The sequence below is a fragment of the Viridibacillus sp. FSL E2-0187 genome, from assembly GCF_038006425.1.
Lineage (GTDB): Bacteria > Bacillota > Bacilli > Bacillales_A > Planococcaceae > Viridibacillus > Viridibacillus arvi.
The window spans coordinates 2432346-2447507 of record NZ_JBBOVG010000001.1; the positions used below are offsets into that span (position 1 = coordinate 2432346).

Here is a 15162-nt window from a genome sequence, read left to right on the forward strand (position 1 = left end):
ACATCCACTCGGTAATGCCGAGACAATCTAATACATATCGATTACTTCTAACTGAAATGTATACGTACTATACATTGATTAAATTTTTGGTTCATCTTTATCTGTAACAATTACTCTTGAATTCCCCATCATGAAGACGAAAACCACTGCTATGACAATTGGAATAAGTGCAAGTAGAAAGACGTGCGTAACTGAGTTGGACATTGCATTAACAATGACATCAAGAATCTCAGCAGGTATTTTCTCGCGTACACTAGGTTCAAAAATTTGTCTTATATCACCAACATTAAACATTGCTGAATTTGCGCTTTCACCCAAACTTTTGAATCCTTCAGCTAGTTTATTTGTAAATACATTATTTTGGATCGTACCAAAAATCGTAATTCCCATCGTCATTCCTAGCGTACGAAGGAATGAATTAGTTGAATTCGCAGTTCCACGATAACGAGCATCTAGATTATGCTGAGAAGCCGTCGGTAACAATGAGAATGAGAAGCCCATGCCAAAACCTACGAGAATCATATACAGCGTCAGAAGAACTCGAGCAGTATCTGGTGTGAGTGTACTAAGTAGGAACATACCTGCGAAATACGAAATAACAGAAATAATCATTAAGTTACGGTAGCTTATTTTTGTTAAGAAAATACCACCAAATGCGCTTCCTGCAACGGAACCCAACATCATTGGCATGAGGATAAGTCCAGCATTTGTTGCTGAAGCGCCATATACAGCCTGAACATAAATAGGAATATATACTGTCAAAATAATAAAGGTACCACCATATAAGAATGCCAACATTTGCGAAGAAGCAAATAGACGACGCTTAAATAAGAAGAACGGAAGTATTGGTTCTTCTGCTTTTAGCTCCACGAAAAAGAACACAATAAAGAAAATAGCAAAACTAACAAACAATGAAATAATCGGTGCTGAGTTCCAATCATACTGTTTACCGCCCAGTTCTAGTGCAAACATAAGGCTGATGACCGCAAGCACAAGCGTTGCCGCTCCCCACCAATCGATCTTTTGCTTCGTATGTACTGGAGATTCCTTATAATTCTTCATTATTAATAAAAATGAAACGATACCGATTGGCAAGTTAATATAAAATACCCATTCCCAACCAATATTATCTGTAATATAGGCACCTAAAAGCGGTCCAACAACACTAGCAATACCAAATACCGCGCCCAAAAGACCCGTCATTTTCCCTCGTTTTTGGGGTGGGAATATGTCAAATACAATAGTAAATGCGATTGGCATTAAAGCGCCGGCACCAATTCCCTGAATAGCTCTGTAAATACTAAGTTGCTCAATCGTTTGAGCAACGCCACAAAGTGCAGAACCAATTACGAATACTGTTAATCCAAAAATAAAAAATCTCTTTCTGCCATACATATCGGATAATTTCCCGAAAATCGGCATACCTGCCATTGTTGTAACCATATAAGCGGATGTAACCCAAACAAATTTGTCCATCCCACCTAGTTGAGAAACGATGGTTCCCATAGCTGTCGCAACAATTGTATTGTCAATTGCCGACATGAAAATCGCTAGTAATAAGCCCGTTACAACTAGCTTTATGTTACTTTTTGAAGCTTCCATTTATAAACCCCTTTGCAAATTATTAATGATTTCGATAGAATGAACTTGTATAATATCACAGTCATCAAATATCTCGATAAACTAATATCTCGACCATCAAGATATTTTCTTATTTTAAAAGGAGGTTTATCCTTTGTCAAGTCATCAAGATGATCAAACTCTAGATCCTCAAGAACATTTCACTTCGCTAATGCGCGGTCTAGGAACACGTACGATATTACATCAGCAAAATGTTGCTGCCTCTTTAGGGTTATACAATAATGATTTTATTTCATTAGATATCCTACGTGAAACAGGTCCAATTACTGCTGGCGAGCTATCCAAAAAAACTGGGCTCGCTACGGGTAGCATAACTTCCTTAGTAGACCGACTTGAAAAAATCGGCTATGTTCGGAGACAAAATGATCCCAATGACCGTCGCAGAGTCATCATAGTCCCTGAGTATGAATCTAAAGAAGAAATCCGTAACACGTACGAACCGCTTCATAAAGCAATGCTTAATCTAGCCTCCTCCTATACACCGGAAGAGCTTGCTCTCATTTCGCAGTTTATAGGAAATGCGAGTACAGTATTAGAAGAGCAGATTCAACATCTCAGCTCCACTACACGTAGTAAATCTTCTAAAACTACACGCTAAAAATGAAAAGGACAGTATCCTTATAGTCAATTGGCTAAGGAATACCGTCCTTTTTTACTTTTAGTTAATCACAATCGAAAGGAATCCAAAGATATATGCTTGCTTGATTCATTCAGTCCATGGAAATATTAGTTTCCATTTGAGAAATTACCTATAACTTCACAAACCTGCCGTTTATGCCAATCTACTTTATCCTTCCAATAACGCTTTATAATAAATTAATTCGCCATCCACTTCTGCAATCAGCATGAAGGTATTGTCATCCCCTACCGCAAATATCTTAGTTCCTTTAGCTAATTTACTTGCATAGAAATTTTTAAACATAGAACCAGTAGTTTTGCACTTTTTGATTTCACCTAAAAGATTGCCCTTCCCTGCTTTAAGCTCAATCATTTCTGTTTTCGAATAAATAATATCTTGATATTGCAAAATATCTATATCTGGATACTCTTTTAATAGCTCTTTTGCGGTCGGATTATGTGTAGCTGTTGAACAACCTACTAATACAACAAAAATGCTCAACAATAAGATACAATATTTTATTGGAGTCATCATGTAACCACACTCTCGATTTATTCTGCATTCCTATTAAACTCCACATAGCCAGATTCTATTTTGACTGTAAGAGCATTATGTTGACCCTCATGAAAGAGTTTGAATAATTTTAACATATTTTGTATAAATGTATAAATTTTATCAATATAGATGAACCGGTATTTTTCACAAAGATCATCCATATATATTTGTATAGGAAATTATTATTACGAACAGGTCCAATAAATCCCGTTTAAAGGAGCACTCTTATGTGGTTTTTCTTTGCTTTACTAACTGCCTTAGCTTGGGGTGGTGCAGATTTATTTTATAAAAAAGGTTCAGACAGCAAGGATAAATACAGTCATTTAAAAATTGTCGTTATGGTCGGTCTTGTGATGGGAATCCATGCAACTGGCTATATGCTGTATGAAGGTTTAATTTTCCGTCCTTCCGACATGCTAAAATATTTACCTGTTTCTTCTCTTTATATTTTATCTATGACAATTGGTTACATTGGGTTACGTTACTTAGAATTATCAATCGCCTCTCCTGTACAAAATTCATCTGGTGCTATTACAGCTGTTCTTGTCTTCATTTTCTTCCCTCAGCCAGTTGATACATTACATATTATTGGAATAATTATTATTTCACTTGGCGTTATTGGTATCGCAATAGTTGAAAAGCAAATCGAAAATGCAACATTGCGATTAAACAATACTGAAATCGACAAAAAATATCAGCTTGGATTTATGGCGATATTGTTCCCTATTGCCTATGCGTTGATCGATGGTGCTGGTACATTTGCTGATGCAGTCTATTTAGATGAGCTGAAATTAATGACTGAAGATGCTGCATTACTTGCTTATGAATATACATTTTTCATCTGTGCAGTTATCTCTTATATTTATTTAAAAGTAATAAAAAAAGAGACATTCACAATTTTCAAAGAACGTGACAAAGCATGTGCAGCAATTTTAGAGACAATCGGTCAATTCTTTTATGTATTTGCCATGTCATCATATGCGATTATCGCAGCCCCAATGATCGCATCTTATAGCATTTTCTCTATCATTCTTTCACGTATTTTCTTAAAAGAGAAACTATCGCCAAAACAATATATTGTTATTATGATTGTAATGTTAGGGATTGTTTTATTAGGAATTGCGGACTCTTAAAGTATAATCGGCCAAAAAAAGTACATCACTTCTTAAAAGTGATGTACTTTTTTTAATTCGTTTGATCAAAATTTTCAAATTGATCGGCAAAGGTTTGCATCTTATCTTTTTCAAATACATCTAATAACTTATTGTACTCTTCATCTTCGATTACATAATAAAGCGGCACTCTCGCTATATAATCAGAATATAAAATACGCTCATTTTCTTCATCTAACCACATATTATAATTCACTACAATTAGATTCTGCGTTCTATCCTTAAATTGAATATATTGATATGGTAAACGATTCACTTCTTCATCGCTTAATTTTAAATTTGTACCATTATTGAAAATCTCCATTAATTCATTGTACTTCGGTTCGGTTTCAATCGATTTTTTTACAACTACATCGCCTTCCTCAGTGATATTGCCTAACTCAATTACATTATTTGATTTCATACAACCTGTTAGAACAAACATAATACAACACAACATTAAAAGTTTCTTCATCACACTATCCCCTTTTAAAGGTCTGAAAAGTTTTACCGTAGTTGTATTATGTTTCCCAATTCCACTAAAAATATTACGTCTTACAAAACTTCATTTAACTATATTTCCAAAACAATTTAAGTAACAATATAGAATTTTCTATTCACTTCGTTACTTTAAAGCGATAAACTATATTGATATCATGATTTTACTGGAGGAAGATTTTCTTGAAAGAATTCATTAATAAGCTGTTAACAGGAATGAGTATTGGGATTGTTGTATCTTTAATTCCAAACGCTCTTGTAGGTGAACTATTAAAACTACTCATTCCATATTTTCCAGCTTTACAACAAATATTAGATATATCCGTTTTAGTGATGAGTATGTTACCCATAATGATTGGTGTTACTGTTGGTATGACATTTAAATTAACACCTATTCAGACAGCTAGTATTGGATTAGCAGCTGTTGTCGGTAGTGGAGTAGTGCAAATAAATGAAAGTGTTATGACATTACAAGGTATTGGTGTCGTTTTAAACACAGGTGTTACAGCCGGCTTAGCTGTACTTTTTGTTAAATATATAGGGGCAAAATTAAAAGATTACACGATTCTTTTGCTACCCACCTTAACAATTTTCATCCCTGGATTATTTGGTTATTTGATTTTGCCTTATGTCAAATCAGGTACAGGCATTATTGGGGTAGGGATTCAACAAGTTACAGATTTTCAACCTATTCTAATGGGAGCAATTATCGCTGTTATTTTCTGCGTACTTATTTTATCCCCTCTCTCGACTGTAGGAGTAGCAACGGTCATTATGCTTTCTGGTATTGGTGCTGGCGCGGCCAATTTAGGTATTGTCTCAGCCGGTATTGGTCTATGTATCGCTAGCTACAAATCAAATTCATTGGGCACAGCACTAGCCCACGTACTTGGTTCACCCAAAATTCAAATGCGTAATTTCTTTATGAAACCTAAAATAGCTTTTCCAATGCTTATTACAGCTGCGATTTTAGGTGCACTTGCTGGTGTATTAAATGTTCAAGGAACGTCTATGAGCGCCGGGTTTGGTCTATCTGGACTTATTGGACCATTAAACTATATCAACTTAACACCAGATGGCTGGACAACTTCGAATATTACAGTCATGATTGCAATGTTCTTCGTCATACCAACCGTTTTAAACGTGATCTTACTTCGTATCTTCTCAACAAATCTTAAAATGATTAAATCAGAAGATTATAAAATCCATATTGAATAAATTGATGCCATGTGAAGAATATTTTTCACATGGCATTTTGATTTATTGATAGGATTAGTTATTTTGTGAATAGATAGGTTGTTGGTATTTGTTATATGTGATCTCGGTTTGTTGTTAGTGGTGAGTATGGATAATCTTGCTTTGAGTAGCGATAATCCATCCCCGAGTAGCGACAATCTCTCTCCGAGCAACGCTAATCTTCCTGAGTAGCGCCAATTTCTCTCCCAGTAGCGATAATTCTTCCCCGAGTAGCGCTAATCCCTTTCCCAGTAGCGCCAATCCCCCTCCCAGTAGCGCTAATCCCCCTCCCAGTAGCGCTAATCCCTCTCCCAGTAGCACCAATCCCCAAAACCCTAACTCCTAACTCCTAACCCCATCAAACCCAAAAAAAACCACCCCAAATCAGCGGAGTGGCTTTCCAGCATTATATTTTATTCATTCTCTTTAAAAACTTTTTTAAGAACGGCTATCATAAACTCGAGATCCTCATCTGTGCAAGACAACGGTGGGCTAATAGTTAAGATGTTGTTATAGCCTGCTACTGTATCTCCGTTCTTACCGATGATTAAACCATTAGCCTTACAATCAGAGACGATTTTCAATACACGTTCGTTAGATGCTGGTTCCATCGTTATTTTATCTTCTACCATTTCAATTCCTAGTAAGAATCCAAGGCCGCGAATATCGCCTACATAAGGATGGTTACTTAATTCTTTCAGCTCTTTTTGAAGTCTATCACCTAGTTCTGCCGAGCGATCGAATAAGTTTTCTCTCTCCATGATTTCGATATTCTTTAACGCTACTGCACATGCAGCTGGATTTCCTCCAAATGTATTAAGGTGACGTAGATGACTATTTTCTTCTCCAGTGTTGAACTTTTCATAGATTTCTTTTCGAACTGCTGTCACTGAAAGTGGTAAATAGGCGCTAGTCAGTCCTTTTGCCATTGTAATAATATCCGGTTTTAAATTAAAATGCTGATGCCCAAACGCTTTACCTGTTCTTCCAAATCCACAGATTACTTCGTCAATAATTAGGAGTACCCCGTGTTTGTTACAAATTTCTTGAACTTTCTCGAGATAGACAGGATGAGGGATTAAAATACCACCACCTGTAATAAGCGGCTCCATAATAATTCCTGCAATTGTTTCTTTTTGCTCCCAAATAATTTTATCTTCAAGTTCTTGGGCACGTTGGAGATTGTATTCTTTAATGGATTGCCCTTTTGGTCGGCGATAATTATCTGGTGGTGCTACATGTAAAAAACCGTGTGAAAGTGGTTCATATTTATATTTTCTAATCGCTTGCCCTGTAGCTGACAATGCCCCCATTGAACTACCATGATAAGCTCGATAACGAGAGATGAATTTAAAGCGAGCTCCTTCACCGTTTTGCTGGTGATATTGACGAGCAATTTTAAATGCTACCTCATTTGCATCTGAGCCACTGTTCGAATAAAAGAACATATAGTCTCCACCAAGCATGTCATTTAACTTAGCTGCCAGCTCGATTGCTGGTTCATGGCTTTGTGTCATCGGCACATAGGCTAATTTTTTCATTTGATCATATGCCACTTGTGCCAATTCTTCACGACCATACCCTACATTTACAGCCCATAACCCGGACATGCCATCGAGATATTTATTGCCATTATGATCAATGATCCATGCGCCTTCACCACTATCGACGATCATAGGCTGACTTTTTTCATTGTAAGCTGAGATATGGTGCCAAACATTTTGAAGATCTTTTTCAACTAAAGATTGAGTTGGTTGTTTTACAGTTTCCATGCATTCGCTTCCCTTCTATATTAGAATTCATGACGAGCTGTTAGCATCTTTTTACGTGTGTAAAACTCAATTCCATCACGACCATTCGCATGAAGGTCTCCATAAAATGATTTTTTGTAACCTGAGAATGGAAAGAATGCCATCGGAGCTGGAACACCAAGGTTGACACCTAACATTCCTGCATCGATTTCTTCTCTAAACTGACGAATAGCTTTTGCACTATCAGTGAAAATACATGCTCCATTTGCAAAATCAGATTTGTTTGCAAATGAAATTGCATCATCTAATGTATCTACTCGGACAATTGATAAAACAGGAGCGAATATTTCTTCTTTCCAGATTTTCATCTCTTGTGTTACATGATCGAAAATAGTTGGTCCAACAAAATAACCACCTTCAGTAGGCTGATCATTACGCCCATCTCGTAATAGCGTTGCACCTTCTTCAATGCCAGATTCGATATATTGAATTGTTCGATCTTTATGGGAATCTCGAATAACCGGACCAAGGAATATCCCTTCTTTCAATCCATCCCCTATTGATAACTTATTTGATTCCTCTACTAATCTTGTTACTAGTTCATCTGCAATGTCACCTACAGCTACAACAACTGCACAAGCCATACATCTTTCTCCTGCTGATCCAAATGCTGCATTAATAATGTTCGTTACTGTTAAGTCCATATCTGCATCTGGCAAAACAATGGTATGATTTTTGGCTCCAGCAAGTGCTTGAACTCTCTTACCATTTGATGTACCAGTTTTATAGACATATTCTGCAACCGGTTGTGATCCAACAAATGACACTGCTGGAATATCTGGATGACTAAGAATGCCATTCACGATGTCATGAGCACCGTGGACAAGATTAAATACACCTGCTGGCAGACCTGCTTCATGTAACAATTCTGCAAGGAAATTTGCTAGAAGTGGCGTTCTCTCAGAAGGTTTCAAGATGAACGTGTTACCACTCGCAATTGCTAAAGGGAACATCCAGCATGGTACCATCATTGGGAAATTAAATGGTGTAATTCCCCCTACTACTCCAAGAGGATAGCGATACATACCAGATTCAATATTTGTTGCGATATCAGGTAACTGATGGCCCATCATAAGTGTAGGAGCACCTGCTGCAAATTCTACGCACTCGATCCCTCTTTGTACTTCGCCATATGCTTCGGTATAGTTTTTACCATTTTCGACCGTTATAATTTTCGCTAGTTCATCCCAGTTCTCTATTAATAATTGCTGATATTTAAATAAGATTCTAGCACGCTGAGGAACAGCAACTTTCTTCCATGAAGTGAAAGCTTGCTTTGCAGCCTCTACAGCTTTTTCCAAATCTTCTTGAGTTGAAATTGGAACTTCGGCTAATATTTCTCCAGTTGCAGGATTTGGCACTTCAATGTAGCTTTCTGTGGACGATTTTACCCATTGTCCATTAATAAAATTTGAAAGCGTTTTCTTTTCTGTGATTACCTTATTCATATTCGTCCTCCTATTCTACTTTTCTTTAAAGTTGACGTTATTAATAATTAACCTCATAATTTATTTTACAGATTATTTAGAATAGTTGCACTTTACATAAAGTACACTCATGTTAGATTTTTTTTAACTTATTGGGGGGCTATTGGAATGATTGAATTTGTTTTAACCATACAAGACATATTAGAAAGAAAATCGTTTAAATCAGCAAAAGTAATAGCAGGTTCAAAAGGCTTAAATAATCAAGTGAAATGGTCACATATTTTAGAAATAAAGGAATTCGAAACACTGATTAATGGTGGAGAATTAATTTTAACAACTGGTGTTGGCCTTCAACTCGACCTTACAACTCAACTCAAATATTTAAAAAATCTAATAGAAAAAAACGCCGCCGGTATGTGTATTGAAATCGGTCCTTATTTTAAAGAGATTCCAATTGAACTAATAAAATTAGCGGATGAACATGATTTTCCTCTGATTATATTTGAAGAGGTTGTACGTTTTGTCGACATTACTCAAGATTTACATACACTAATTATTAACCAACATCACCAATGGCTTTCCCAACTTGATACGCTGTCCACAAAATTTATTGATCTTTCATTAAGCCCTAACGGAATCCTAAAAATTCTCCAAGAATTGAATCATTACTTCCGACAAGGTGTTTTGTTTATAACGGATAATTCAAAATCATATTATTATCCATCTGAAATAAAAGAGTTAGAAACTTCTATTCGGTCTTTTATAGAAAAATCACAATCTGATATGACCGTACAAAGGAATTTTACTCTTTCCAATGAAACATTTGCCCTCATGCCGGTTAAAGGACTGGGACAAGTTTGGGGGCATCTCTGCTTACAAGTACAACAACCGATGTCTAATGAGTTCTTCTTTCTTATTTTAGATCGAGCAGCCCTTGCCATTGCACAAATCCTTTTACGCAATCGAACTATTCAAGAACGAAAACAAAACATGGAAGATGAACTTGTACAAAACCTTATAAAAGGCAGAGACTATGAACAAGATGACGTTCAAACTTATTTACCAGCTGCAAGTCGCAATATGTACTTTAGGATTTTTGTTATGCAGTTAGATTCCTCAGAAGTCAATATCGTCGAGGAAGACTGGGAAGAAATGAAGTTGCAACGCTCAATGTTAGTCCGCTCCATTTTCAAAAGGCTTGGTTTTTTTCCAGCTGTTTCTTCTAAAAGGACTGAAATAACGGTCATTGCATCTTTTATTGCAGCAGATCATTTGAAAGAGAAAACTGATAGATTTGAACAAATCATACAAAGTATCAAGGATATGAAAGATACAAGTACATTTTGCGGAGATGAATGTAAGTTTGGCGTGAGTAGAGTATATAAGGACATAGCTCAAGTAAGGGAAGGTTATGTAGAAGCAAAGAAAACCATTACATTGAAAAAATCTGATATCGTCAACACTTATTTCTACAATGATCTTGGTGTAAACCGACTGCTATTATTGTTAATTGAGAGTAAACAACTTGAAAACTACGTTCACGATTACTTAGACGTTATTTTAAGCTATGATCAAAAGTATGAAAGTGATTTATTTACAACACTTTGCATTTATTTAGAATGTAACGGAGTTAAGAATGAAACAGCTGATCGTCTCTTTATCGTAAGACAAACGTTATATAATAGATTAGAAAAACTAGAAACACTTCTTGGTTCGAATTTTATGGAACCTTCTAACCGTCTTGCACTTGAGGTTGCTATTAAAGCCTATCAGATACTGCTTAAACAAAATAATAACGAAGGAAAACCGGTTTTTCTCGTATAGAGAAAACCGGTTTTTTTATTTTCGCTGGATTAGTTTGACCTTGGATCTAAAATATCTCGGATTGCATTACTTAACATATAAAACCCTAATACCATGAATGTAATGGCAATACCAGGTGCATATGTGTACCATGGTGCACTTTTCAGAAAAGCTTGAGAGTCTTTTAACATCCGGCCCCAACTAGGATCTGGCGGTTTAACCCCTAGTCCTAAATAACTTAGTGCAGCTTCAGCCAACATTGCTACTCCAAAACTAACAGATGCCGCTACTATCAAAGGTGACGAAACATTAGGTAGTATATGACGGAACATAATTTTGAATGGTTTGACCCCGATTAACTTTGCTGATAAAACATATTCGTATTCTTTGTGTTGTACAAAACCACTACGAGCAATTCGGGCGATACTAGGAATGGCGATTAATCCAAGTGCAATCGATGTATTGACAATGCCTGAACCAAACACAGCTACTAGCATTAATGCTAGGATAATACCTGGAAAAGCCATTAAAGCATCCATGATTCTCATGAAAACCTCATCTACCCAGCCACCAACATATCCAGCTATCCCACCAATAAGTGTTCCAAATACAACACCAATCGTTACCGTTAATGTGCCTACAAAAAAGGCTGTTTGAGTGCCTTTCATAATGCGACTGAAGATATCTCTGCCGAATTCATCGGTTCCAAACCAATTCTCACTATTTGGTCCCTTTAACTTATTAGCGACATTCATAGCAGTCACATCATGTGGCGTATAGAAAAAACTCACTATCATTAATAGTAAAAAAGATATCAAAATGAGGAGGCCAATTATTAAATTAATATTTTTAGCATTACCCATTAATGTTTTCATATGGACCTCCTTAATTTAACCGTATTCTTGGGTCTAAGACAGAATATAAAATATCTACAAAGAAATTGATAAATACTACTACAAATGTGATGTACATTACGATACCTTGTACTAACGGAAAATCACGATATCCAATCGAAGTGATTAATAATTGTCCAATTCCTGGAAGAGCAAAAACCTGTTCTACAATAATTGTTCCTGCAACAACTTCAGCTGTTATTAATCCGAATATCGTTAATATTGGAATCATCGAATTTCTTAAAACATGTTTATACATTACAAACTTTTCTGTAATTCCCTTACTACGTATTGTTCGAACATAATCCAACCTTAGCTGTTCCAATATCGCATTCCTAACATAGCGAAATTTTACAGCGATTTGAGGAATAGCAATTGTCAGAGCAGGTAATAATATCGCGCCTAACGCACCTGCTATACTTTCAGTCCAAGGAACATATCCACTGATTGAGAAGAAACTAAAATTCATTCCTAGGTATAAGATTAATAACATTCCCAACCAGAAAGAAGGGATAGCCATACCTACCTGAGTGATGGAAGAAAATACAACATCACTCATTTTATTTTGTCTTTTAGCAACAAAAATACCTAAAGGGATAGCCACAATTATTACAATAAGCAGTGTAATCGCAGCTAATGAAATCGTGACCGGTAAGCGATCCATGAGCAATTCTTTTACTGGCATAGAAAATCGTATCGATTCTCCTAAATCACCTGTAACTAAACCTTTTGCCCACTCAAAGTATTGAACATAAAGCGGTTGGTCCAAGCCGAGTTCTTTTCTTAGGGTCTCTACTTGCACTTCATCTGCCTCTGTTCCTAACATTGTACGAATCGGATCACCCGGTAAAATTTGAAAAACTGCAAAAGTGATAAAAGATACAATTGCCATTGTCACAACAAATAATATAATTCTTCGGATGATATAGGCCATGTCTATTCTTCCCCTCTATTCAGTAAACTTCACTTCTGACATGTCGTGGAACCAGAATGGATAACTTTTTAGTCCTTCAATTTTTTTATTTGCAGCCCATAGTACTTGATAGTCAGCAATATATACTGCAGCAGATTGCTCACTTAATATTTCTTGTGCACGTTTATACATCTCAATTTGTTTTTTCTGATCCGTTTCTTTTAATACATCTGCCATGACTTTATCAAACTCTTTATTGTTGAATCGGAAGAAGTTTTCTTTGTCATTTGTAGAAATATAATCATTTAAAACTTCATATGCTGACGGTTTTCCCGTTAAATCAATCGTTGTCATTTCATAATCTCTTCCAAAATACACACGCTCTAGCCAAATCCCCCATTCTACTACTTCAATCTCAACATCGATGCCAATTTCTTTTAAGTTCTCAGCAGCAATTTGAGCGATATTAGAGTACATGTCATTATGAGAAGATACTGTGATTTTTGTTTTAAAACCTTTTGGATAGCCTGCTTCAGACAATAACTTTTTAGCTTTGTTAATGTCACGTGCATAGACATCTTGTAATCCATCAAGATAGTAATCTCCCATTGCTGGACTCATATTAGAACCAAGACGAGTTGCGTATCCAGAATAGACAGAATCAATAACATCCTGTTTGTTAATAGCAATATTGATAGCTTGACGAACTTTTACATCATTAAACGGCTTTTTTTCTTCATTAAACGTAATGACTAATGCTGAGTTGTTATTTTGGTGACTGATGTTAAAATCATTTTCAACCTCAGATAATCGGTGCCCACGAACTCCTGTTAAATCTACTTCTTTAGCTATCAAACTCATTACTGCAGAGTTATCATCTGATTGGAATGCGAACGTTACCTTATCTAAATAAGGAATGTTTTCTTGCCAATAATCTGGATTTTTTTCTAATACTAAATTAGAGCCTGGTGTGTACTTTACAAATTTGAATGGACCTGTTCCAATTGGATTTTCATTTTGTTTGCCATCATTATCTTTAGGCACGATTGCAGATTGTAAAGCTGTTAAAGAGTAAAGGAAATTAGAGTTTGGCTCTTTTAGCTTAATAACAACTGTCGACTCATCAGGAGCTTTAACAGATTCTACATTGCCAAAGTTACCTGAAAGAGGCTTACCATTTTTTGTCCCCATTAAGTGCTCAAATGTATAGAGGATATCATCTACTTTTAAAACGTTACCATTATGGAATTTCACATTTTGTCGGATTTTAAATGTATAAGTCAAACCATCTTTTGATAATTCATAGCTTTCAGCAATTGCGGGTTTTAATGATCCGTCCGTTTCTGGAGCAAATAACCCTTCGAACATATTTAAGATCATTTGAAATGAAATGGAAGCTGTAGCTAAATGCGGGTCAAGAAAATCGGGATCATCATTTACCCTTACTTTGATCTCTTGTGTTTTCCCGTTACCTGAACTTCCCTCTCCGCTTTCTTTTCCTCCCGAACAAGCACTGATTAAAAACATACAGATAACAATCATTGCGACAATCATTAACCTCTTTGTACTCTTCATGTTCAAATCCCCCCTCTTTGAATAAAGATATTTTTATGTCGGCATTTCTAATTTCTTTTTGCTGTTGTAGCTTTTATAGCTCGGTGCACCTTCAACTTCATTTGCTTCTTTAATAGCGACAATTATCGCTTCTTCCATCGCTTTTGCTGCCATATTGCCAACGAAATCTACAGGATAAGACTTTCCTCCAGTAGCTAACACAAAAACCGTATCCCCATCCAGCATAGTATGTACTGGGAAAATGGTTCTTGCTAAGGCATTTTGAGTAATTTGGGCAACCTTTTTTGCTTCTGCTTTTGTCAATTTTGCATTGACTGCCACTAAACCAATTGTAGTATTAGATCCCGGTAGGGCATTTCCGGATAAATTTTCTTCTATAAACTTAAGGCTATCTATAATAAGCCCAGTATTAGCATCTATTGGACCTGCTAGTATTTCTCTTGTCAGTGGATCTCTGACATCTCCAACTGCATTAACAGCGACTAGTGCACCTACAACGAAACCATTTTCTAATTCAATTGAAGTACTACCTAAACCACCTTTCATGCAATGATCAGGTCCTGTAATTTTCCCTACTGTAGCACCACAACCTGCTCCCACATTTCCAAAAGAGAACGTTCCCTTTTTTGCTTGCGAAGCAGCATCGTAGCCCATTTGCTTATCAGGGCGAATACTTGGACTACCTATTTGTAGATCAAAAAGTACTGCACCAGGAACAATTGGAACTTTAGCGACACCTACATCAAGACCAATCCCTTGTTCTTCAAGGTATTGCATAACACCTGATGCAGCATCTAAACCGTATGCACTTCCTCCTGATAAACAAATACCATGTACTTCTTCAATTCTATTAATAGGATCGAGTAAATCCGTTTCCCGAGTACCTGGGGCTGAGCCTCGTACGTCAACGCCACAAACAGCCCCACCTTCTGCAAGGATAACCGTGCAACCTGTTAACGCTTCTACATTTTCTACGTTACCAACCTTTATACCTGGCACATCTGTTATATTGCCAAAGCTCATGTACACGCCTCCTTATT

The 15162-nt window shown here is 36.3% G+C and carries 14 protein-coding genes; 4 read left to right on the forward strand and 10 right to left on the reverse strand.

Annotation, left to right across the window (positions count from 1 at the left end; translation table 11 throughout):
* Positions 1-78: 78 nt before the first annotated feature.
* Positions 79-1602, reverse strand: a complete 1524-nt coding sequence (locus MHH85_RS11945) for an MDR family MFS transporter (protein ID WP_340707245.1) — start codon at positions 1600-1602, stop codon at positions 79-81.
* A gap of 190 nt (positions 1603-1792) precedes the next feature.
* Here MHH85_RS11945 and MHH85_RS11950 point away from each other — a divergent pair, with 190 nt between their 5' ends.
* A complete protein-coding gene (locus MHH85_RS11950; RefSeq protein ID WP_157059281.1) occupies positions 1793-2239 on the forward strand; it encodes a MarR family winged helix-turn-helix transcriptional regulator in 447 nt (148 codons plus the stop codon).
* Between the two features lie 189 nt (positions 2240-2428).
* On the opposite strand, the gene MHH85_RS11955 is transcribed toward MHH85_RS11950, so the two are convergent.
* Complete coding sequence (locus MHH85_RS11955) at positions 2429-2794, reverse strand: hypothetical protein (protein ID WP_340707246.1); 366 nt, start codon at positions 2792-2794, stop codon at positions 2429-2431.
* Positions 2795-3042: 248 nt separating this feature from the next.
* Between MHH85_RS11955 and MHH85_RS11960 the strand changes: the two genes are divergently transcribed.
* A complete protein-coding gene (locus MHH85_RS11960) occupies positions 3043-3948 on the forward strand; it encodes an EamA family transporter (RefSeq protein WP_340707247.1) in 906 nt (301 codons plus the stop codon).
* A 52-nt stretch (positions 3949-4000) separates the two neighbouring features.
* Here the strand turns inward: MHH85_RS11960 and MHH85_RS11965 are convergent, their stop codons facing one another.
* On the reverse strand, positions 4001-4441 hold the full coding sequence (locus MHH85_RS11965; protein ID WP_193739227.1) for a hypothetical protein: 441 nt from the start codon (positions 4439-4441) through the stop codon (positions 4001-4003).
* 206 nt (positions 4442-4647) lie between these two features.
* Between MHH85_RS11965 and MHH85_RS11970 the strand changes: the two genes are divergently transcribed.
* Positions 4648-5682, forward strand: coding sequence for a PTS transporter subunit IIC (locus tag MHH85_RS11970; protein WP_340707248.1), 1035 nt, complete (start codon positions 4648-4650; stop codon positions 5680-5682).
* Between the two features lie 193 nt (positions 5683-5875).
* Here MHH85_RS11970 and MHH85_RS11975 read toward each other — a convergent pair whose 3' ends face one another.
* The 3 genes from MHH85_RS11975 to MHH85_RS11985 form a co-directional block, all read right to left on the reverse strand.
* Positions 5876-6031 (reverse strand): hypothetical protein, encoded by a 156-nt coding sequence (locus MHH85_RS11975; protein WP_340707249.1) that lies wholly within the window; start codon positions 6029-6031, stop codon positions 5876-5878.
* Positions 6032-6113: 82 nt separating this feature from the next.
* Entirely contained in the window at positions 6114-7472 is a 1359-nt protein-coding gene (locus MHH85_RS11980; RefSeq protein WP_340707250.1) for an aspartate aminotransferase family protein, read from the reverse strand.
* A 20-nt stretch (positions 7473-7492) separates the two neighbouring features.
* Positions 7493-8959 (reverse strand): CoA-acylating methylmalonate-semialdehyde dehydrogenase, encoded by a 1467-nt coding sequence (locus MHH85_RS11985; protein WP_340707251.1) that lies wholly within the window; start codon positions 8957-8959, stop codon positions 7493-7495.
* Positions 8960-9106: 147 nt separating this feature from the next.
* On the opposite strand from MHH85_RS11985, the gene MHH85_RS11990 reads away from it, so the two are divergent.
* A complete protein-coding gene (locus MHH85_RS11990; protein ID WP_340707252.1) occupies positions 9107-10762 on the forward strand; it encodes a PucR family transcriptional regulator in 1656 nt (551 codons plus the stop codon).
* A gap of 29 nt (positions 10763-10791) precedes the next feature.
* Here MHH85_RS11990 and MHH85_RS11995 read toward each other — a convergent pair whose 3' ends face one another.
* Genes MHH85_RS11995 through MHH85_RS12010 form a run of 4 tightly spaced genes read right to left on the reverse strand, consistent with a single transcriptional unit; the run spans position 10792 to position 15145 of the window.
* Positions 10792-11616, reverse strand: a complete 825-nt coding sequence (locus MHH85_RS11995; RefSeq protein ID WP_340707253.1) for an ABC transporter permease — start codon at positions 11614-11616, stop codon at positions 10792-10794.
* 10 nt (positions 11617-11626) lie between these two features.
* Positions 11627-12568 carry an ABC transporter permease gene (locus MHH85_RS12000; RefSeq protein ID WP_193739221.1) on the reverse strand — a complete coding sequence of 314 codons (942 nt, stop codon included), beginning with the start codon at positions 12566-12568 and terminating at the stop codon, positions 11627-11629.
* A 15-nt stretch (positions 12569-12583) separates the two neighbouring features.
* Positions 12584-14122, reverse strand: a complete 1539-nt coding sequence (locus tag MHH85_RS12005; RefSeq protein WP_340707254.1) for an ABC transporter substrate-binding protein — start codon at positions 14120-14122, stop codon at positions 12584-12586.
* Between the two features lie 33 nt (positions 14123-14155).
* Complete coding sequence (locus MHH85_RS12010) at positions 14156-15145, reverse strand: P1 family peptidase (protein WP_340707255.1); 990 nt, start codon at positions 15143-15145, stop codon at positions 14156-14158.
* Between the last annotated feature and the right edge of the window lie 17 nt (positions 15146-15162).